General features: G+C 65.4%; 24 protein-coding genes and 1 tRNA gene. 8 read left to right on the top strand and 17 right to left on the bottom strand.

Going from position 1 to position 20,185, the window contains the following annotated elements:
• Window positions 1–260 precede the first annotated feature (260 nt).
• Both AB843_RS09755 and AB843_RS09750 read left to right on the top strand, forming a co-directional pair.
• Window positions 261–716, top strand: coding sequence for a MaoC family dehydratase (locus AB843_RS09755; RefSeq protein ID WP_048646626.1), 456 nt, complete (start codon window positions 261–263; stop codon window positions 714–716).
• Window positions 717–718: 2 nt separating this feature from the next.
• On the top strand, window positions 719–1,597 hold the full coding sequence (locus AB843_RS09750; protein WP_048646625.1) for an HpcH/HpaI aldolase/citrate lyase family protein: 879 nt from the start codon (window positions 719–721) through the stop codon (window positions 1,595–1,597).
• Window positions 1,598–1,631: 34 nt separating this feature from the next.
• Here the strand turns inward: AB843_RS09750 and AB843_RS09745 are convergent, their stop codons facing one another.
• Complete coding sequence (locus AB843_RS09745; protein WP_048646624.1) at window positions 1,632–2,177, bottom strand: putative pterin-binding protein; 546 nt, start codon at window positions 2,175–2,177, stop codon at window positions 1,632–1,634.
• A gap of 130 nt (window positions 2,178–2,307) precedes the next feature.
• Complete coding sequence (locus tag AB843_RS09740) at window positions 2,308–2,649, bottom strand: ArsR/SmtB family transcription factor (RefSeq protein WP_048646623.1); 342 nt, start codon at window positions 2,647–2,649, stop codon at window positions 2,308–2,310.
• A gap of 50 nt (window positions 2,650–2,699) precedes the next feature.
• Here AB843_RS09740 and AB843_RS09735 point away from each other — a divergent pair, with 50 nt between their 5' ends.
• Window positions 2,700–3,182, top strand: coding sequence for an SRPBCC domain-containing protein (locus AB843_RS09735; RefSeq protein WP_048646622.1), 483 nt, complete (start codon window positions 2,700–2,702; stop codon window positions 3,180–3,182).
• Window positions 3,183–3,218: 36 nt separating this feature from the next.
• Entirely contained in the window at window positions 3,219–3,593 is a 375-nt protein-coding gene (locus AB843_RS09730; protein WP_048646621.1) for a VOC family protein, read from the top strand.
• Between the two features lie 74 nt (window positions 3,594–3,667).
• On the opposite strand, the gene AB843_RS09725 is transcribed toward AB843_RS09730, so the two are convergent.
• Window positions 3,668–4,273: a flavin reductase family protein gene (locus AB843_RS09725; protein ID WP_048646620.1), complete on the bottom strand. Its 606-nt coding sequence runs from the start codon at window positions 4,271–4,273 to the stop codon at window positions 3,668–3,670.
• Entirely contained in the window at window positions 4,273–4,857 is a 585-nt protein-coding gene (locus AB843_RS09720; protein ID WP_087587076.1) for a nitroreductase family protein, read from the bottom strand. Before AB843_RS09720 ends, AB843_RS09725 begins: the two co-directional genes overlap by 1 nt.
• Window positions 4,858–4,994: 137 nt before the next feature.
• Here AB843_RS09720 and AB843_RS09715 point away from each other — a divergent pair, with 137 nt between their 5' ends.
• Window positions 4,995–5,960, top strand: coding sequence for a hypothetical protein (locus tag AB843_RS09715; RefSeq protein WP_053086116.1), 966 nt, complete (start codon window positions 4,995–4,997; stop codon window positions 5,958–5,960).
• A gap of 47 nt (window positions 5,961–6,007) precedes the next feature.
• Here the strand turns inward: AB843_RS09715 and AB843_RS09710 are convergent, their stop codons facing one another.
• Complete coding sequence (locus tag AB843_RS09710) at window positions 6,008–6,220, bottom strand: hypothetical protein (RefSeq protein WP_087587084.1); 213 nt, start codon at window positions 6,218–6,220, stop codon at window positions 6,008–6,010.
• Window positions 6,221–6,497: 277 nt separating this feature from the next.
• Here AB843_RS09710 and AB843_RS09705 point away from each other — a divergent pair.
• Window positions 6,498–6,572 (top strand) — tRNA-Asn (locus tag AB843_RS09705).
• A gap of 143 nt (window positions 6,573–6,715) precedes the next feature.
• On the opposite strand, the gene AB843_RS24935 is transcribed toward AB843_RS09705, so the two are convergent.
• The gene (locus AB843_RS24935; protein WP_280136295.1) at window positions 6,716–6,886 is read right to left on the bottom strand and encodes a thermonuclease family protein; all 171 of its coding nucleotides are present in this window, start codon (window positions 6,884–6,886) and stop codon (window positions 6,716–6,718) included.
• Window positions 6,887–7,033: 147 nt separating this feature from the next.
• On the opposite strand from AB843_RS24935, the gene AB843_RS09690 reads away from it, so the two are divergent.
• Both AB843_RS09690 and AB843_RS25530 read left to right on the top strand, forming a co-directional pair.
• Complete coding sequence (locus tag AB843_RS09690; protein ID WP_157384476.1) at window positions 7,034–7,258, top strand: hypothetical protein; 225 nt, start codon at window positions 7,034–7,036, stop codon at window positions 7,256–7,258.
• Window positions 7,243–7,383: a hypothetical protein gene (locus AB843_RS25530; protein ID WP_157384475.1), complete on the top strand. Its 141-nt coding sequence runs from the start codon at window positions 7,243–7,245 to the stop codon at window positions 7,381–7,383. The genes AB843_RS09690 and AB843_RS25530 overlap by 16 nt, the downstream gene beginning before the upstream one ends.
• On the opposite strand, the gene AB843_RS09685 is transcribed toward AB843_RS25530, so the two are convergent.
• The 11 genes from AB843_RS09685 to AB843_RS25980 form a co-directional block, all read right to left on the bottom strand.
• Entirely contained in the window at window positions 7,380–8,027 is a 648-nt protein-coding gene (locus AB843_RS09685; protein WP_048646616.1) for an acyl-homoserine-lactone synthase, read from the bottom strand. The two genes, AB843_RS25530 and AB843_RS09685, sit on opposite strands and share 4 nt — an antisense overlap.
• Window positions 8,028–8,124: 97 nt before the next feature.
• Window positions 8,125–8,853 (bottom strand): helix-turn-helix transcriptional regulator, encoded by a 729-nt coding sequence (locus AB843_RS09680; protein WP_048646615.1) that lies wholly within the window; start codon window positions 8,851–8,853, stop codon window positions 8,125–8,127.
• Window positions 8,854–9,313: 460 nt separating this feature from the next.
• Window positions 9,314–9,538, bottom strand: coding sequence for a hypothetical protein (locus AB843_RS09675; protein ID WP_157384474.1), 225 nt, complete (start codon window positions 9,536–9,538; stop codon window positions 9,314–9,316).
• A 229-nt stretch (window positions 9,539–9,767) separates the two neighbouring features.
• Window positions 9,768–10,592, bottom strand: coding sequence for a DNA adenine methylase (locus AB843_RS09670; protein WP_048646613.1), 825 nt, complete (start codon window positions 10,590–10,592; stop codon window positions 9,768–9,770).
• 142 nt (window positions 10,593–10,734) lie between these two features.
• Window positions 10,735–11,148 (bottom strand): hypothetical protein, encoded by a 414-nt coding sequence (locus AB843_RS09665; RefSeq protein WP_157384473.1) that lies wholly within the window; start codon window positions 11,146–11,148, stop codon window positions 10,735–10,737.
• A 93-nt stretch (window positions 11,149–11,241) separates the two neighbouring features.
• Window positions 11,242–11,985 carry a DUF2793 domain-containing protein gene (locus tag AB843_RS09660; protein ID WP_206412839.1) on the bottom strand — a complete coding sequence of 248 codons (744 nt, stop codon included), beginning with the start codon at window positions 11,983–11,985 and terminating at the stop codon, window positions 11,242–11,244.
• Between the two features lie 9 nt (window positions 11,986–11,994).
• The gene (locus tag AB843_RS09655) at window positions 11,995–15,894 is read right to left on the bottom strand and encodes a baseplate multidomain protein megatron (RefSeq protein ID WP_048646610.1); all 3,900 of its coding nucleotides are present in this window, start codon (window positions 15,892–15,894) and stop codon (window positions 11,995–11,997) included.
• Window positions 15,894–16,460, bottom strand: coding sequence for an NlpC/P60 family protein (locus AB843_RS09650; protein ID WP_082143738.1), 567 nt, complete (start codon window positions 16,458–16,460; stop codon window positions 15,894–15,896). Before AB843_RS09650 ends, AB843_RS09655 begins: the two co-directional genes overlap by 1 nt.
• Before the next feature lie 108 nt (window positions 16,461–16,568).
• On the bottom strand, window positions 16,569–17,465 hold the full coding sequence (locus AB843_RS09645) for a DUF2163 domain-containing protein (RefSeq protein ID WP_048646609.1): 897 nt from the start codon (window positions 17,463–17,465) through the stop codon (window positions 16,569–16,571).
• Complete coding sequence (locus AB843_RS09640) at window positions 17,462–18,094, bottom strand: DUF2460 domain-containing protein (protein WP_048646608.1); 633 nt, start codon at window positions 18,092–18,094, stop codon at window positions 17,462–17,464. The genes AB843_RS09645 and AB843_RS09640 overlap by 4 nt, the downstream gene beginning before the upstream one ends.
• A 118-nt stretch (window positions 18,095–18,212) precedes the next feature.
• The gene (locus AB843_RS25980) at window positions 18,213–20,183 is read right to left on the bottom strand and encodes a hypothetical protein (protein WP_048646607.1); all 1,971 of its coding nucleotides are present in this window, start codon (window positions 20,181–20,183) and stop codon (window positions 18,213–18,215) included.
• Window positions 20,184–20,185: the final 2 nt, after the last annotated feature.

The following is a 20,185-nucleotide window of genomic DNA, read 5'->3' as shown; positions in this document are numbered from 1 at the left end:
CGCGCGTCTAGTGGTCTGACCGAAACAGATGGTCCCATCTGTTTCGACAAGTCAGCCCACAAGCTATTGATCCGGTGGGGCGATTTTTCCCAACAGATGGGCACCATCTGTCAGGATCCACCACTAGAGCATTTTGCAGTCAGGTGGTTTCACCTGACGTCCGCATAAATACGGAAAAGCAAAGCGATAGACCGGTTCAGCGTTTCCATGAAACGCTGAACCGGTCTATCAAGAAACCGGACACCAATCGGAGGACATCGATGGCCGGTCTTTATCTGCAGGAATTCAAGCCGGGACAGGTTTTCCAGCACGAATTGCGCAAGAGCGTGACGGAGAGCGACAACATGCTGTTTTCCGTGATGACCCTCAATCCGCAGCCCCTGCACATCGATTTCGCCTTCGCCGAGAAAACGGAATGGGGCAAGCCGCTGGTCAATTCCCTGTTCACGCTCGGCCTGATGATCGGCATCTCCGTCCACGACACAACGCTCGGCACGACCATCGCCAATCTCGGCATGACGGAAACCGTCTTTCCCAATCCGGTGTTCCATGGCGACACGATCCGCGTCGAGACCGAGGTCAAATCCGTCCGTGAATCGAAGTCGAAGCCCGATCGCGGCATCGTCGAGTTCGAGCACCGCGCCTACAATCAGGACGACAAGCTGGTGGCGCGCTGCCTGCGCCAGGCGATGATCGTCAAGAAGCAGGACGTCTGACCATGCGTTCGCTGCTGTTCGTTCCCGGAGATTCGCCCCGAAAGCTGGAGAAGGCGCAGGCATCGGGCGCCGATGTGCTGATCGTCGATCTGGAGGATTCCGTCGGCCTGGACAACAAGGAGGAAGCCCGGCGCGTCGCCACCGGCTTCCTGTCCGGCGCGCGTGACAGGAGCGCGCTCGCCCTCTATGTGCGCGTCAACGACCTGGCGAGCGGCATGACCGAGGACGATCTCGCCATCGTCATGGCGGGTCGCCCCGACGGCATCATGCTGCCCAAGGCGGAGGGCGGCGCCGATGTCACGCGCCTTGCCGCCAGCCTGCGCGTCCACGAGGCGGCGCACGGCATCGAGGACGGCGCGACACGCATCCTGCCGATCATCACCGAAACCGCCATAGGCGTCCTCAACGCGGCGAGCTACCGTGCCGCAAGCCCGCGCCTGGCGGGGCTGACCTGGGGCGCCGAAGACCTCTCCGCCCATATCGGCGCGCTCGCCGCGCGCAACGCGGACGGTTCCTACACCGACCTCTTCCGCCTTGCACGCAGCATGACATTGCTGGCCGCCGCCGCTGCCGGCGTGCCGGCCGTCGACACGGTGTTCCCCAACTTCTCCGACATGGAAGCCTTCACCGAAGAGTGCCGCCTTGCCGCCCGCGACGGCTTTGTCGCCAAGATGGCGATCCACCCGGCGCAGGTGCCGGTCATCAACGCGGCCTTCACGCCTACGGCGCATGAGATCGAGAAGGCACAGGCCGTCGTGCAGGCCTTCGCCGCCGCCGGCAATGCCGGCGTCGTGAACATTGGCGGACGCATGTATGACCGGCCGCACCTGGCTCTGGCGCAGCGCGTGCTGGCCCGTGCGACCGATGGAGCAGCCGATTGAAGGTCAGGCTTTTCGGAACGCGGGGCCGGGCGTCCTACTCGGCCTCGATGTAGAAGACCGACCAGACCCAGGTTTTCTCCTCGTCTTCGCCCGCCACCCGGTCACCCGTGTCATAGACCAGCCAGAGCGGCCCCAGCCCACCGATCCCCAGCGGCTCGCCGTTCACTTTCATCGCCAGCACCCAGTCACGGGCGGCAATTTTCTCGACGTCCATCTGCAGGCCGAAACCATCGAGCGCGTAAACAGTCACCGATTTGCCTGTCGCTCCCGCCGCCTCCAGCACGTCCTTCAGCAGCGGACCTTCCATGGCGAGAACGCCCGGCCAGTCTTCGGTGTCGGCATTGACCTTGATCGATTGCTGCGGCAGGGTCGCCAGCGCGGCCACGTCGAAGCCAAACGCCTTGTCGAACTCCTTGTCGTGATATTTGAGAAACCCGTCGAAGAATGGGTCGAACGCGCCGCGATTGGTGTTTTCCACCGAACCGGCGACGGTCAGCACCGTTTCTCCCGCCCGCCCCGGCAGGATTGCGCCCGCCAGGAAACACAAGACCACGGCAAAGATAATGGGAAGTCCGCGCATGTCTGCCTCCAAACGATCGGACCGATCGCCAGCGCCCGGCGTTCGGCTCCGTCAAGACCTCCCAGTCCCCGTGAAAATCTGACACTCCCCGCCCGGCGTGGCAAGGACAAGTTGGCCGCTTGCCTGCCGGTCACGCGTCGCTTGAAACCGTTCCGTCGAGATCGCCCTTCAGCCGATCGAGTATGGAAACCGCATGCGCCGCGTACTGGCTGATCCAGCGATCGCTGATCGCCTTGATCGGCAGGGCGTTGAGATGGTTCCACCGCTCCCGCCCTTCACGCCTGGCGATGATCAGGTCGGCCTCCTCCAGCACTTTCAGATGCTGCATGACGGTGCATCGGTCCATGTCGGCAAAGCGGGCGCAAAGCATGCCCGTCGTACAGGGGCGGTCTTTCAGTTCATCGAGCATGGCGCGCCGCCGCGGGTGCGCCAGGGCTTTGAACACGAGGTCGTCTTTGGCTTGTCTTGACATGTTATATTTTTATAACATATGTTTCGATCGATCAAGAGCGAGGATGTGCCATGAAACCGGAATTCAGGGTTTCCGCGAGAATTTCAAAGCCGGTTGAGACGGTGTTCGATGCGGTGGTGAACCCAGTGAAGCTCAGCGGCTATTTCACCACGGTCGGCGGCGCCAGCGCGCCGTTGATCACCGGCGCGACCGTCCTGTGGTGGGGCGAGGTGCCCGTCGAGGTCGATGAGGTCGCAAACAACGAGCGCATCGTTCTGCGCTGGGACGGCTCCGGCCCGAAGGGAGAGACGCTCTACAAGACGCGCATCGAAATGAATTTCGAGCCGCTCGACGATGGCGGAACGCTGGTCACCATAGCCGAAGCAGGCTGGCGCGAGAGTGCCGCTCATCTGCGCGCCTCCTACATCAACTGCGAGGGCTGGACGCAAATGCTGTGCTGCATGAAGGCCTTTCTCGAGCACGGCATCAATCTGCGCCACGGCTACTATGCCAGCGAACTGCGCGGCGAACCGGCGCGTGAACCCGAACGTTGAGCCGAAAACACCAAGGAAAATGCCATGAGTGAGCAAATGCCTGTAAAAACGACGACAAAACTCTACGGCGGCATCGACATCGCCATGAAGGTGCCGACACACCAGTACGAAGCCACCATCGCCTTCTATCGCGACGCCGTCGGCCTCACGCCGATCACGGACAAAGCGCCGGCCGTCGGTTTCGAGCTCGGCCCCAACAAATTGTGGATCGACGAAGCCCCGCAGATGAGCCAGGCGGAAATCTGGTTGGAGCTCTTCACCGACGAATTTTCCGCCGCCGCCGACCGCATGGCCAAAGCGGGCGTCGTGCGTTGCGACGCGATCGAGCCGTTGCCGGAAGGCTTCAAGGGCGGCTGGGTGACCAGCCCGGCCAACATCATTCACATGGTGCGCGAACCGGACGCCTGGTAGTCAGGCCGCCGGTTTCCAGCATGACAGCTGCGATTTACCGCGAAGGAGCGCGACTCCAAATCGCAACTGTAGAACTAGCCCTTCCAGCGCGGCCTGACCATTTCGAACACTTCGGTCACCGCCGCGTAATCGCGATAGCCGAGCCGCGCCAGGGTGCCGGCGGCGACCACGTCGAACAGGCCGTTCTTCAGCACGGCCTCGTCGATGTGGATGCCGATCACCTCGCCAGTGACGACGATCACGCCGGCCGGCTTGCCGTTCAGCCCGTTCGGCCTGCGCACCTCCGTGACCTTGCATTCGAGCGCCGCGTGGCACTCGGCCACGCGCGGCGGCGCAACCAGCTTCGAGGGCGCTTCCGTCAATCCGGCATGGGCGAACTCGCTGACGCCGCGCGGCGCGTCGATGGAACTGGCGTTGATCTTCTCGGCCAGGTCGCGGCTTGCCAGATTGACGACGAATTCGCCGCTCTCCTCGGCGAAGGTCGCGCTGTCCTTCGCCCCTTCCGACGAAAAGAGCACCAGATGCGGATCGGAAGAGATCGCATTGAAGAAGGAATAGGGAGCGAGATTGACCGCGCCGTCCCGTCCCATGCTCGAAATCCAGCCGATCGGCCGGGGCGCGACGATCGCCTTGAAGGGATCGTGCGGCAGGCCGTGCCCATTTGCCGGTTCGTAGAACATCACCCCTCCCACGGCCCGCGATACGTCGATACCAGTGATGCCACGTCCGGGCGCGGCCGCTCCGGTGCGTCTCCCTCGGTGCTGCCGATATGCACGAAGCCGATCACCTTTTCCTCCGGCGCCAGCCCCAACAGGCGCCGCCCTTCGGCATCGTCCGAATACCAGTTGGTGATCAGATTGGTGCCGTAACCCAGCGCGTTGGCCGCGATCATCAGGTTCATCGCCGCCATGCCGCCCGACAGGAACAGCTCCCATTCGGGGATGGTCGGGCTCTTCCTGGGCACGAAGACGACGCCGATGACCAGCGGCGCGCGCGAAAAACGCGTCCGCTCCTTCTCCAACCGCAATTCCGGCAGCGCGCCCTCGCGCTGCTCGGCCAACGCCGCCAGCGCCTCGCCGATCCGCAGCCGCTCTTCGCCGCGATACAGGATGAACCGCCATGGCGTCAGGCGGCCATGGTCCGGCACGCGCGAAGCCACGGTCAGAATGGTCTCGATCTCCGCGTCCGAAGGCGCAGGTGCGCTCAGATCCTGGATCGGCGTCGATTTGCGCTCCAGCATGAAATTGAGCACGGATGGATGCACTGTCTGTCTCCTGTCGGTGAAAAACCCGGGTGGGAACGCTTGGGCTGGCTTGCGGCTGGCTTGCGGCTGGAGGCACGCAGGCCTGAAATCGCACAATCGCCTTGAAATTGCCACCGGCTTGGGCTTGAAGTTGCACCATGCGCCGACTTTCCCAGGCAGTTCTTGCCCTGACGTTCATTGCTGGTTCGCCATCCGTGGTCTTGCAGGCCGCCGCGCAAGTGGAGGCATCGGCGGCGATTGACGGTTTGCGTCTCCCCGGCCTCAACAATTACGCGCCGGCCGCGCTGGGTGGTCCGCTCACCTTGCAGGGAACAGGCGAGATCACCCTTGCCGCGCATCTGGCCAACGATGCCGGCGAAATTCACACCGGCCTTGTGTGGCGCGTGTTCGGCACGGAAACTGGACCGGACGAGAAATTGCCCCTGGTGGCAACCGCGCGCGGCGGCACCGGCGTTTTTCAGCTCGCCCCCGGCAGCTACCTCGTTCACGCCGCCTATGGACGCGCCGGCGCCACCAAGCGCATCACGGTCGGCCGCGAGCCGCATCGCGAGGACCTGGTTCTCGATGCCGGCGGCCTCAAGCTCAACGCCGTCCTGTCTGGCGGCGTGCGCATTCCGCCCGACCAGCTGCGCTTCTCGATCTATGAAGTCAGCGAGGAGGCGATCGGCGACGGCGCGCTGATCATTCCCGACGTGAAGCCCGGCAGCATCGTTCGCCTCAACACGGGCACCTACCACGTTGTCTCCAACTACGGCTCGGTCAACGCGCTGATCCGCTCGGACATTCGTGTCGAGGCGGGCAAATTGACCGAAGCGACGGTGGAACACCGCGCCGCCGATCTGACGCTCAAGCTGGTGCGCGAACGCGGCGGCGAGGCCATTGCCGACACCGCCTGGTCGATCCTCACCGATACGGGCGAAATCGTCTACGAAACGGTCGGCGCCTATGCGTCGATGGTTCTGGCCGAAGGCGAATACACGATCATCGCCAAGAATCGCGACCGCATCTACCAGCGCGATTTCGGTGTCATCCCCGGCCGCAACCAGGACGTCGAACTGCTGCCGACGGATCTTTTGGACACCCGCAACCAGTTCCCCGACTGATCGCAGCTCTTGCCTGACGCCTGAACCACCGCTCCCCTTCCCCAACCTCAGCGCTGGTGACGCCGCCGGTTCCACCAGACGGCCAGTCTGCGCCGCCTGCGGCGAACCGACGCTATGTCGTAGGAGAGGACCAGCAGGCCCAGCGGAATCATCCAGAACCCCAGCACCGGCAGGAAGCCGAACAGGCCAAGTACAACCAGGCCGATGCCGCCGGCGATCCGCGCCAGCCGCGAGCGCGGTATCGGGATGCGCCGCCCCATCAGAGACACGGATGGCCGCGCGGCAGTGTCTTTCGTCTCGGTTCCGTCGCTCATTCGGGTCCAGCCATCGTCCTGTTTCCTGTACGGCCACGCATGCGTCACCGGCACCTTCCGCCGCACTACCGTCTCTGCTGCACGGCGGGCAAGCCCTCTATATGAGAACCCATCGGCGCGAAAGCGAGGCAGACGCGGTGAAAGTCGGAAAAAAGTGAAATTGCCGCTTTGCAAAGGCGAATGCGGTTTGCTATAGCCTCGCCACTGACACGAGCACAGGCATTCCCCGGTAGCTCAGTGGTAGAGCAACCGGCTGTTAACCGGTTGGTCGCTGGTTCGAATCCGGCCCGGGGAGCCACTTTGTTCTTCTATTGAGCTCGCGCTTGATATGCGCAATTCTGGGATATTGGTGTAGCGCGCAATTTCAGTTGGCACGAACGCGCAACTTCACTTGGCATCGATTCGTCAACCTCGTTTGAACCGTTGAACGGGCGTTGAAGGCTATTTGCACCAAGTCTCGCGGCGGCCGGCCCATGGGTGGGCGTGGCCTTCCTCGATCAGCTTCGCACCGACGCTTTCGCCATCGACCAGCACCACCGCCAGCGTGCGGCCGTACTGGTCCTTGCCGGTCCGCACGATCACCCTTTTTCCCGAAACAAGCAGCTCGGCCAGGCGGCCTGCGGCGCGCCAGGCGGTGATCGCCCTGATGGGCGAGAACGACTATCTGGCCGGCAGGATAGAGGCGCTGGAAAGCGTCGTCAGCTGGGGGTACCTTCGCGTTTCGCCGACGACCGCGCGATGACAATGATGGGGGGTACCATGGGAAGCAAGGCCGACGAGATCGACGTCACCGAAGAGTTCGAAAAGATGGTGTCGGATGTGAATTTCGACGTGGCACGCAAGGGCGGCTACTACGAGGCCTATTGCTCCTATCATGGGATCATTGGACAGGGCTCGCCGGCAATTCTTCAGAAGAAGATCGACAAACATCTGAAGAAGCCGGGACCTCACGCAATCAGAACCTTGTGGTGGGACGAGCCATGACCGGCGCGCCCTGGGGCGAGGCGAAGGCACTGCAGGAGCCGCTGCCGGATGACGGGCTGGTGAAAGTGGACGCGCTGGACAAGCCGGAACCGTACACGAAGCGTGGACAGACGGGCCGCTTCTAGGCTGTGAGCTGAAGCGGCGACGCGTTCTCGGTCCCAATAATCGACCCCTCCAGGCCAAGCTTTGCCCTCATCCGCAGAATCACGCTTTCAGATATCTCAAAAAGACCGCAGCATACGGGATAGCGACCATAGCCACCGGCGCGCCCGATCTCTTCAACAAGCGCGCCGGCGCTTGCGTAGGCACGCTTCAGATAGGGTTCGTAGTTAACGACGATTGTGCTGATGGCATGTGCAAAGGCACATTCGGCCGATGCGAGCGACATCAGTCCGAAAGCGCGCATCGGTGAAACACCAGGAAAGTCCCGCTCGAGGTTCTCGTGATGCACACAAGCCCGAGTGGCTTCCCAGATACCGGGAGCCGACAGATGGGCCGCATCCGGCAGTGTGTCGTAGAAGACGTCATAGAGGAGTGTCGGGCCGGTCGTCGGCATCAGCCGGATCGCGGCATACAGCACTTCCCTTTCGATGTCGGCCCAGACCAGGTAGACAGGTCCGAGGTCATCATAGCGATCGCGCTCATAGTCACCCTGCACTTCGACCTGCCAGCATAACTGATCGAAGAAGACCTGTTTCCTCAACCTGAACATCTGATCGAGAATACCCGTGTTCTTCTCATAAGCATTTGCCTGGATCGCAAAAAACATCCCGCCCTCCGTCGTTTCAGTGACGGAATGAAGCTCGGACAAGCGCGGGGCAGCGACAATTTCCCAGAATTGGTTCCCGCAAAGTCGGGGATGGCAATTATAGCGTTATCAGGCGCATGGTTATCGCTTTTGCCACGGCTTGAGGCAAAGACGAGCAACTGAGCTTGTGCCTGATCGACTTCAAATAGCTGCGCACTGTGTGTTCTGATATGATCAGGATGTCGGCGATTGTCCCGGCGTCCTTGCCTTGCGCCAGCCAGTAGAGGCACTCGATTTCACGGGGTCCGAGATGAACGCTAAACCGACACCCGGCCTCCATCAGCGCCTTCTTGTGCAAAATATGCGCCATCTCGGCCAAGTCCGCAGCAACGTTACGAATATAGTGCTTCCACGTTCCAGTCGGAGCGTCGGCGCTGAACGAAAGCAGAGACCGTCGAGCGCTTTTATCGATGACAGGAATGGAATAGCCGTCTGCGCCAAGCCCAAATGCCTGAGCGTCCGCCATCATCGACATGGATCGCTCGTCGATCTCCAATTCCGACCAGAAGAACGGTAGCATTCCTGAGAATCCGGTCGCCACGACCGGGTCCACGTCCACATACCCTTTCAGCAAGTACCTGGCGATCCATTCAGGCGGATAGGTGCTTCTGACAAAGGGAGAGTCGATTGGCCCGAAATTGACGTTAGCAAGGTGAAAGGTGACATGCTGGACTTGGAAGATGTGCTGCAGAGTCTCGATCGCACCTTCTATCGAATCGGATTTTTCGATGAGGTTGAAGGCCAATGAAGTTTGTCCGAGCGCGCTCTCAATTTTGCCTTGATGCATAATGATCGCCCCCCCCCCGGGCGATTAACGATGAAATCATCTCCTGATTGCAACCATATGGCAAGTACTGTCAAAGATTTGATCGGTTAAGTGTAATCTGAGGACGACGGATGGGCTCAAAAGATTGGCGTTCGATTTCCGATCAGGAAGATGCCTCGGAGCTTGAAAGCACCTCCTCGGTCGACGAGGCTGCGTTGGCATTGGTCAATGCTCTAGGGTCTGCCGCCGCGGGGGAAGCACTCCTACGCGCCCTCATTTGCGAGCGCACCGCGGAAGCGCAACGCGCGGACTTCTGGGTCCAGGTCTATCAACGCTTTTCACGTCGACGTTAGGCTTTGCGCCAGTTCACAGGTGCCCCCGCACGCCGACGGCCTACCGACTAAGCCTGGCAGGCCAAATGAAACAACCTTCATCCGAGCCGGAACAATGATTGGCGTCGTGTCGTGCCCGAAGCTTTGCTTCAGTGCGTTCGCCGGCCATCTGGAAGGCGTCGAGGAGCCTGCTGCGGAACAAGCAATTCGACACACATTCCAAGAAGGTAGGAGAATAGTTGGTGTTCCTTGAAATCCGGCACCTTTGCCGCCAGGCGGGACGCCTCGTGCAAATGCATTAAAACAAGGTCATAATTCGAGAATGGCATTTGCTCGTTGTATTCGAGGATATCCGTCATTTTCATTGAACTCATCGCACCCACCCACATTAAAGAACAAGAGAAGCAGATTGCTCACAATATGAACCGCAAGCAACTGCCAGACTGAGTTCCCCAATCTGAGGGGATCAGATATTGATCCGCCCCGGCATGGATGAAGTTCGAGCGCAGTAGACAAACACGGAACGTTCCCTCTCTCCGGCTCCGCGTGAACGTCACCCTCTCGCAACCGATGCAGGCCATCGAGCCGGCCTAACTGCTTAGTTCAATCGGAATTGTGAGAGCGAGTGTTCGTTATGATCAGCTCGCGCGCCGGCGTTCCCCTGCCGCCGGCGATCGAATAGGTGAGCGTGACGGCCTCGATGGCGAAGCCGGCGAAGATTGCCCGCACCTCCGGCCGGTCGTTGATCGACAGGATGAAGCGCCCCTTCAGCCGCGCCAGGCGCCCGGCCATCGCGGCGAACTGATCGCGGCCGAACAGCGCCTTGCCGTAGTCGCCCTCCGAGCCCCAATAGGGCGGATCGAGGTAGAACAGCGTCGCCGGCCGGTCGTAGCGGTCGATGAAAGCCAGCCAGTCGAGGTTCTCGATTGTGACGCCCGACAGCCGTTCATGGACGCCTTCGAGCAGCGGGGCCAGCCTTGTCAGGTTGAAGCCGGCCGAGGCGGCCGGATCGACGCCGAAATTCTGGCCGGTCACCTTGCCGCCGAAGGCCAGGCGCTGGAGGTAGAGGAAGCGGCCGGCGCGCTCCAGATCGGTCAGCGTCGAGGGATCGCTCGCCTTCAGCCGCTCGAATTCACGCCGCGAGGTGATCTGGAAACGCAGCGTTTCCATGAATTGCGGATAGTGCCGCTGCAGGATGCGAAACAGGTTCGCCACCTCGCCATTGCCGTCATTTACGATCTCGGCCGGCGGGGCCGACCGCCGGCGGAAGAACACACCGCCCATGCCGACGAACACCTCGGCGTAGGCCCGGTGCGGCACGGCGGCGATGCGCCGGCAGAGCTCGGCGGCAAGCCGTCTCTTGCCGCCGATATAGGCAGCGGCCGGCCGCACCGGCGCCACGTCGCGAAACCCAAAATTGTCCTTCATGCCGATTTAACCCGATCGCAGCCACACTCGCCCGGCCCGAAAGGGCGGCGGGTGCGGCGGTTATCGATGGTCATCGTCGGGCGGGGATTGTTTGGCGACAGGCCCGCCGCCGGCGCCCTTCACGGGCGCCGGCCATCCGTGGTCAATAAGGATAGGGCGAAGCGTTGACCGGCGCCCAGCCGGACGGCAGCGCCGAGGCCGCGGCGATCAGGCTGCCCGGCATCAGCCAGCCAGTACCGCCCGTATTGGCGTGGGCGGTCGGATTGGCCACCACGACGAACTTGAACGACAGCTGGTCGACACCCGACGGCGTGTCGTCGCTGCGCTGCAGGATGGTGTTCCGGCACAGCAGATGGCCGGGCATGATCTGTTCGACGAGCACGTCGGCCGGTGCCGGCTGGACCCGCCAGATGAAGGCGTAGGGGCCGGGCCGCAGATAGGCCAGCCCATGCTCAGGGCCAAGGGCCGCCAGCGATGCCAGCGAGGCGGCGAAGGGCACACCCTGCTGGATGTTCAGGCTGACGGGTTCGGGGGTGTTGAAGACGATCTCTGTCATCGGCATGGCCTCTCGGGCTTGGTTGCATCCGCCGGCGGCGGATTCGTGAACTGGCCTGGTCGGGTTTGCTCCTTCTTTGCTGGTTGTCGCGGCTCATGACTGCGGCACTGTTGGCAGAAAATAATGGATGGCGATGCGCACCGCACCGCCGGTGAAATCGCCGCCATTGGCGGTCAGGCGGATCGCCGTGTCGCCATAGAAGGCCTGCGGGCCGATGACGCCGGCATTGGTCGAGCCGGGTGCGGCCCCCAGTGAGCCACCGAATTTCGACTGCTCTCCGGCAAGGCCGCAATCGTAGGAGGCGGCCCCGGTGACGGCCGTCACCGTCCGGGTCGAGACGCCGAAGACGATCGCCCGGTTGGGAATGAGGACGGTCGAATCGACGCTGGCGCCCGCAAGCCCGGCAAGCAGCTCCTCGGCGACGACGATGGCGTTGGCGCTGCCGGCCGGCCCTTGCGAGACGATGGTCGAGGCGGCCAGAGCCATCAGTCCCAGCGCCTCGGCGAGCGTCCGCCAGGCGGCGCCGTCGAAGATCAGCGCCTGCGCCTCGTCCTCGGCAAAGGCCAGCCAGCCCGCGCGTGGCGCAAGCTTTGCCCAGGCTCCGCCCGACCAGACGGCGACGTTCAGGTCCCAGCCGGCCCAGGCGCCGGTCGCGCCGGCGGCAGGGATATAGGCGTCGCCATCGCCGGGCGCGCCGGGCGGCGCCGTCAGGTCGCGGTCCTTGACGGCCATCTGCACCAGCGTGTCGAGCCGGACCAGGCTCTCATTGACCGGCACGTGTTTCTGCGCCTGGTCGGCGGCGATCATCGGCAGTTGGAGTTTCGTCGTGTCGGCCATCATGAGCTCCTATTCGTGGATCAGCACCTCGCGCCAGATGCCGAGGCCAAAGCTTGCGCTCCTCTGCGCCACCCGCACGTGAAACGTCGATTGAACGCCGCCGAAATCGGCGGCCTGCTCGGCGGCTGTATAAAGGCGGCTCGCCGTCGTCAGCTCGAGGGCGCGCAGGATGCTGCCTCCCGGCCCGTCGAGGATCTCCAGCCGGTAGCGCTCGTCGGCCTCGCCGAGCGGCACGTCCTCGACGCCCCAGGCGTCGCCGCCGATGCGCGTGCGCCTGATCCAGGAGAGCTGCCAGTCGCCGCTCGCCGGGTGGCGCCTTCCGGTCAGCCTGGCCGGCGACAGCGGCCGGCGCGCTTTTGCCTTAAAGGTGAAGGCCTGGCTGTCGAAATCGGCCGAGGCGATGTCACGGTCGGCCGGCCCGAAGCGCCAGTTGCGGGCGAGCCCGACCGCCGCCGCATCGAGCGTCGATTGCCCGACCGCCTCGTCCACCAGCACGAAGCGCGCGCCCGCCGGCACCGGCGCGCGCATGGCGTGTTCGGTGCCCTTCTGGCCGCGCAGCAGGCCGGTCAGCGCGAAGGCGCCGCCGCCCAGCGCCGTCGCTGTTGCAAACTGGACGAGCTCCCATTCGCCGTCCTGGTTCTCGACCAGCGCCGCGTTGGCGCCGTCCATCACCTGGCGCTCGGTGGCGGAAAACAGCGAGCCGTTCGCAAGCCGCACCGTCAGCGTGTTGCCGCGGTCGAAGCGCCACACCGGGCCGGCATGGAAATCCTCCGTGGTGAGCCCGCTGGTGGACGGCAGGGCGAGCAGCGCATCGAGCGAGAAATCCGTCTCGCCGGCCGAGCGGAACACCGCCATGCCCGTCCGCCACGGTTTCATCAGGCCCGCCAAATAGCCGGCGTGGTCGGCGTCGGCATCCTTCAGGAGCGGCCCATCGATCAGCGCCAGGCGCGCCTTGAGATAGAGCGTGACGGGCGGGGTCGGCGCCGGCGAGGATGCGCGCGGCACCGGGGCCGCCGCCAGCGGGTCGACCCGGTGGCCTTCGGCGCGGCGCAGGCCCGCGTCATGGATGCCGGTCAGCCGGAGCGTCGTCCGCGTCGGCAGGAAATCGACCACGTCGCCCGGGTCGAGCGCCAGGCGCGACGGCGGCAGGGAAAATTCGGCGCGCTCGCGGGCGATCCACGCGCGCGAAAGCTCGATCTCGGCGATGCGCGTCGCCTGGCCCTCGCTCATGATGGCCGGCAGGGCCATTTCGACGACGCGCTGGGAGCCGCCGGCCGAGCGCCGCGCCTCGGCCGAGGCCGGCTGGTCGTCGCGGCCCGGATCGCCATAGGCGAGCTTGATCGCCGCCGGCAGTTCTGTCTCCTGCGCCCGCGTCTGGCGAAAGCGGGCCGCCGTGTCGGCCGCGACCGCCAGCCCTTCGCCATCGAGCTCGGCCACCGGCAGCGCCCCCAGCCTGGGCGAGAACTTGATCAGCCCGTCCGATTCGACCGCCTCGAACTGGTAGACCGCCTGCAAGGCTTCAAGCATGGCGCGGGCAGACAGCACCCGGCCGGTGGTGACGCCCTCGACGATCGTCGAAAGCGGCGCCACATGGTGATCGGCGAAACCGGCATCATCGAGCACCGCGCGGAGCGTCTCGGCCGCTGGCGCCGTGCCCAGCCGGCCGGAAATCCAATGGCCGAGCTCCCAATTGACCGCGTCCCCCCAGCGCAGATCCTGCGGAAACGACGGATGCGGCCTGGCGTCCCAGGCCCAGATGCAGGCGCGGTCGATGGCCACCATCGGCCCGCCATAGACCGGCGAATGCGGATTGTTGTCCGACCAGTGGGACAGGACCGTTTCGAGAAAGGCGCGCTGCATGGCGTCGTCGCGGGCGCGGGTGGAAAAATGCGGATAGGCGCTTTCCGACGATTTCGCGTCGACGAAGACGTTGGGCTGGTTGGCGCCCTTGTCGACCGCCGGGCAGCCGATCTCGGTGAAGCGGATCGGCTTTCCCTGCGGCACGAAAGCGGTCGGCGCACCGGCCTCGATGCCGCCTGGCCGGTCGTGATGCGCGTTCAGCCACCAATTGCGCAGATCCTTCTGGCGAAACACCCAGGGCTTGCCATAGGCGCCGTCGGCGATCGGCGAGCGCGCCTGCGCCTGGCGGTCGGCATCGGAGGCGTAATACCAGTCGTAATATTCGCCGCCCTCGACGTTCGCCGCCAGATAGGCGCGGTCGTAGATGGTGGTCGGGCCGGAAGCGTCGTAGTCGAGATGGCCGGTGCCGTCGCGCCAGTCGGCGATCGGCAGGTAGTTGTCGATGCCGATGAAATCGACATCGGCATCCGACCAGAGCGGATCGAGGTTGAAATAGACGTCGCCCGAGCCGTCGGCCGGCCGGTGCGAATGATATTCGGACCAGTCGGCGGCGTAGCCGATCTTGACGCTGCCCCCCAATAGCGCGCGCGCCTCGGCGGCGATCGCCTTCAGCCCGGCAACGAAGGGATAGGCGGAAGACGACGCGCGCACCTCCGTCAGGCCGCGCATTTCCGTGCCGATGAGGAAACTCTCGACGCCTCCGGCGATCGCCGCGAGCTTGGCGTAGTGCAGGATGAAGCGGCGATAGGACCATTCGGCTGGCCCGGAATAGACGACCGCTTCGCCGGCCGCGCCGAAATGCGATGCGTTGGCCGTGCCGAGGAAGCTTGCTACCTGGACTGCGGCCGCCGCCGTCTTGTCGGGCGAACCGGCGAAGCCCGGCGCCGGCGAACAGGTGATGCGGCCGCGCCAGGGATAGGAAGGCTGGCCGATGGAAGCGGCGTTGTCCGAATAGGGATCGGGCAAAGCGTTGGCACCGGCTACGTCCATCATCAGGAACGGCACGACGGTGACATCGATGCCGCGCGCGTTGAGATCGCGGATCGCCGTCACCACCGCCTGGTCGGAGGGCGAGCCGCCGAAGGCCGGCACGCCGGCGGCCTCGCTGACCAGGTCGGCAAAGATGCGGAAGACGCCCGCCACCGACCATGGCACGTTGGTCTCCTTCTCGTTGTCGTCGACCTTCGGCCGGCAGGTGCAATGGCCGGCGCGCAGATCGTCGCCGAACCAGGGCAGCACCAGCAGCACCTGGCGGACGTTCGGCGCCAGCATCTGCAGCCGGTCGATCGAGACGATCCAGTCGCTCGCATCGACCTTGGTGTGGCGGTTCAAAAGGATGCCGCCGAAGAACTGGTGGATGACGCGCACCTCCTCGACCTCGAAGCCCATCTCGTTGGCGCCAATGACGGCGACGCCGCGCACCAGCGGCTCCAGCGCGCCGGTCGGCCGGAACACCTCTACAGCGATCTGCGGCAGGCGGTTGCCATAGGATTCCAGGTGCAGGCGCTCGAAGACGAGGTAGGCGAGCCCGCGATAGGCGGGCGCGTTGCCGGCGCCCTCCTTGGCCTCGATCAGCGGGTCGGGGCTTTGCGCCTGCGTGCCACGGTGGACGCGGAACTCGATCCCCGTCTGGTCGATCTCCTTGCCGTCGGCCCAGATGCGGCCGATGCCGGCGATCGGCCCCTCGCAAAGGCCGACGGCGAAATTGCCGTAATAATGATAGGTGGTCGTCTCGACGCGCGGCCCGCCCTTGCCGCCGGCGCGCTCGGTCTTGGCCACCTCCTCGTAGCGGGTTGCCCAGAAGATCTCGCCGGTGACGCGGGTGCGGCCATAGACGCGGTCGATGTCGGAACCTTCGGTGGCCGTCTGGATGTCGCTGGTGGTCAGGCGCGGCCCCTCGCGCTTGACCGGCGGGGTGAGCGCGTTGACGATGGCGCGATCGGCAAACGAGCCGGCCAGCGCCCCGACCGCCTGGCCGACCAGCCCACCGATGACGCCGAAAGCGCCGCCGATCGAGGCGCCGATGACGCCCAGGACGATGGTGGCCATCAGTTCTCACTCACGGGCCGTATCGCGCGCTTTGCGCGCTGGCCCTCCGTGGGGGCGCCCGAAAAGTCGGGCGGGCAGCGGTCGCTGCCTCGGCCTTCGGCCGGGGTGGTTGCCTTGCAATGGATTGGCGCTGGGAAAGAAAATACTCCGGCGATGCGTCGGCGCCAGGCGTCGGCGATGTGGCCCTCGGCGACGCGGCCTGCGGACTCATAAGCGTGGATCATGCGGTCGTCGGCGGTGAGGATGCCGCAATGCTTGGCCGCAAGCCCCGGCCGCCAGCGGAAGACCAGCACATCGCCTGCCGCCATGGCGGCGATCGGGCGCGGTTGAAGGTGTCTTGAAGCGGCGTTCAACAGCGTTTCAACCCCGCTGGGATCGGCCCAGGCCGGGCCGTAGGCCGGCGGCGCCTCGGCGTCGAAGCCGTACAGCTCGCGCCACACGGCGCGCACCAGGCCAAGGCAATCGCAGCCATGGCGATCGGCGCCCTGATGGCGATAGGCGACGCCGTCGAAACCGCGCGCGACGGCGACGATCCGCTGACGGAACAAGCGTGCCACGTCAGTCATGAAAGCGCCTCCCGGCCGCAGGCCGAGCCGGCGACCGCCGGCCGCCCGACGTTTCGGGCGCGCTCGTGCAGGGCCAGCGAACGCAGTGAGCGATACGGCCCGTGAGCGCTAACCATTAAAAAAACTCCCGCCATCATTGTCGCCGCTGCGCTTGGCGGTGCCGAGGGCGAAATCATTGCCGGGAATGTGCGGAAAGCCGCGAAAGTTGAGCTGGTTGGCGAACTTGGCCTTGCAGGTGGCGAAGCGCTTGTCGCAGCCGGCGGTCACGGAAAACGTGTCGCCGGGCTCGATCGTTCGGGCAGCCCGCGTCCACAGCGTCAACCCTGCCAGCCCGCCCGACTGTTTCAGATGCCCCGAAACCTCGGTGACGGTCCCGTCATTGGCTCCGGACGTCCAGGTGAGCACGCCTTGCGCGAACCACTCGTCGGCGAAGGCCGACAGGCCGGACGCCGTCACCAGCCTGTCGTCTGAGACGGTCGTCACGGTTCCCGTTCCCTTGAACGCGGCCGTGTCGAGATCGACCGTGCAGCGGGCGTCACCCACGACGGCGTCGCAGGGCCGCTGGTACTTGCGGCCGCGCTCCTGGTTGAGCGCGTGCGCCAGGCCGCGCAATTCGGCCATGAAGGCCACGTCGCCGCGCGTCACCTCGCCGATCGAGCCCTTGCGCAGGATCACGCGGTTGTCGACATCCGTCCAGTCGACCCGCCAGAGCTCGACCGCCGCATTGTCCCAAAGGCCGAGCGCGATGTCGTCCTCGGTGATCTCGGCGGATGATACGGCGCCCTCAACCTCCATCGTGTCGACCGCAAGACCGAGCGACGAGGAAACCTCGGAGGCCGACAGGCCTGTCTCGGGCTTGAACGCGGTGCCGGCGAAGGTGAGCGGCCTGTCGTGATCGGTGAAGCCGAACACTTGGCCATCCAGGCGCGCAATGCGCCAACAATTGCAAAGCGTGGTGACGCCGGAATCGAGCAGCGCCTGCAGGCCGGCTGGAAGCGTCTTCATTCGCGCAGTTCCTTCAGAAAGATCGACGGGATGTCGCCGATCGCCGCCGTGCGCAGCGAGATCTGATCGAGCTTGCAGTCGAAGCGCACCGGCACATGGAACTGGCCGCCCCAGGTCAGGACGGCGCCATTGGCAGGTGGGGCGGCGAAGGTGACCGTGCCGGAGGTCATGTCGACGGCGAAGCCGGCGCCCTGCGGCGCGCCGTCGATCGCCACCAGCACGGTGCCGAAGGGCCGCGTGATCCTGCGGTCGTGATGGGCGCCGGCGAAGGAATAGCGCTTAGCGAGCGGGAATGCGGTCTCGACGCCATCGCCGACGCCCAATTGCTGGTCGGTGGCCGTGGGCGCCTGGTGCGGCGCGGCCGAACGGTAATCGGTCCAGTCGAGAAAGCGGAAGCCTGACAGCCGGCCCATCGCCGCATGGTAGAGCGACAGCACCTCGTAGAGCTCGGCCGGCGTGCGGACACCGTATTTGGCGTCGTAGCTGCGCAAGGGCGCCGACCAGGCGGAATTGCGCTCCTCGCGGCCCGAGGAGAGCGGAACGATCTCGGCGGGCCAGTCCGGCCCACCCGGCGAGCCGGCCGAAACGTGGATCGGAAAGATCGCCGCGTCGAGGAATGGCGCCGGCACTAGATCCTCCCTGTCGCCGGCAAGGCAGCGACCGCTGCCCGCCCGACGTTTCGGGCGCCCTCGCGGAGGTCCAGCGAGCGGAGCGAGCGATGCGGACCGTGAGCGATATCACTCTCCATCAGCTATACCTTCCAAAGCGGCTGGCGAAGCGGGCGCCAGCGCGGGCGACCGAGGCACGGCTCTCGGCGAAGGCTTTCGGGTTCGGCGTCTCGATGTTGAAGTTGTTGACAACGGTCTGACCCTGTCCGTACTTCCGCGCCAGTTGATCGGGCCAGCCGATCTCCTCGCCGTCCATGGCGATCACCGGCCGCTCGCCGGGCTTCAGCAAGCCGCCCGTGTGCATGCGCGGCGCGCCGATGAAGACGGAGGCCGGCACGGCGCGTGAGAGCTGCGGCCCGGCGCCGACGCGCCCGCCGCCATGGTAGAGGCCGACCGGCGCCAGGGGCGCCGGCGGGAAGACATTACCGCCGATCCCGCCGAATCCGAATGCCTGGCCAACCGCACCGACGATGCCGCCCAGGAGCCCGCCGCCGCCACTGCCGCCGCCGAGCAGCGCCTGGTCGAGGGCGCGGAAGGCGAAATCGAGAAAGCGCTGGCTGACGCGGTCGACGACACCGGCAAGCGTCTTCATCACATCCTGCCCCTGGGCAATCGCGGAGAGGAACTGGTGCAGCGAGCCCGACAGGATGCGGAAATCCTCGGCCGAGGCGGCAACGGGCGAACGACCCGAAAGGCCGGAGGGCACAGCGCCGACATAACCGCCACTGGCATAGCCCGCCACGCCGGCACGGATGGCATCGAGATTGGCGACGCCGATGCGGGAGGTCGATGCCGCGTCGAACACATATTCGCGCCCATGCACCAGGCCGGCGATCCGGTCGGCCGGCATGTGGCCGGTGAACCCGCCGCCTGCGAACGTTCGGCCCTCGGTCAGCGGCGTCGCGGCGGCGCGGGCCGGCGAGCCGAGCAGATCGGTGGGCACCGCGGCGCCGCCGGCGATGGACTTCAACAGCCGGTCAGTTTCGGCAAGCGCCGGATTGGCGCCGGCGGCAGCTTCGCCCGAGCGGCGGATTTCGTCGGCGCCAGCGCCGATCGCCGGCGCCGCTTCGCCCGCCGCGCCGCCGAGGTCGCGGTATTTCTCGGCAGAGCCGCCGAGCGCCGTGGCCGAGGCCTCGGCGTCGCCCTGCAAGCCATCGAGCAGATCGCGCGACCGCTCCAGTTCCGCCTGCAACTCGGAGGCAGCCTTGGTGTCCTCCAGGATCTGCTCGGCCAGCCGGCGGAACGGCGAGTCCTTCGGCAAGGCCCCGGCGATCGCGCCGACCTGGCGGCGGAACTCGATCACATCGGCCTGGCCCTCGCGCAGCTCCTGGCGAAAGCCCTCGACCTCGGCCTTCAGCGGGCCGAACCGGCCGAACGGATTGCCGAGCACATCCGAGGGCCGCAGCGCATCGCTGCCTTGAACGAGATCGCGTTGCGATGCGCGCGTCGCCTCTTCCAGCCGCCCGACATTCTGCTGGCTCTCGAAACGCAGAACCGATGCGGCGTTGAGACCATAGGAGGAAGCCGCGCCCGATGCCTCGGCCCAGGCGCCTTTCACCTTGGCGACAAGCCCCGCATGATCTTCCAGCGCCCGCGCGATCTTCGGCTGGTTGGAGGTGATTTCGCGGACGAGATCGGCGGCGGCACCAGCGGCGATCTTCAGGCCTTCGCCGATCGCCGTGATGGCGATGCCCGCCGCCAGGCCGCCAGCGGCGCCGATCAGCACGGTGCCCAGAGCGCCGACCTTGCCGCCGGCCACTTCTGCCGCGTCGCCCATCTTGCCGATCTCGGGCGCCGCCCGGCCGCCGGCGTCGGCCACCGCGCGCACGCTCTCGGCCGCCCGCTCGCCTTCGTCGGCGGTGGCCTTCAGCCCGTTGCGGGCGCGGTCGAACTCGGCGTCGTTCCACTCGACGCGGCCGACCCGCTCGATCTTGCGCGAGGCCTGGTCGGCCTTCCTGCCGAGTTCGTCGACACCGCCGGCAGCCTCCTGCAGGGCCTTCTTGGCGCCGGCGGCATCGCCTTCGATGACCAGGGCAAGACGAAGTGCCACGG

Origin of the sequence: Nitratireductor soli (assembly GCF_001050155.1) — a bacterium.
Taxonomy (GTDB): domain Bacteria; phylum Pseudomonadota; class Alphaproteobacteria; order Rhizobiales; family Rhizobiaceae; genus Nitratireductor; species Nitratireductor soli.
The sequence above is the reverse complement of the archived record's forward strand: the minus strand, read 5'-3'. Positions and strand labels throughout refer to the sequence as shown.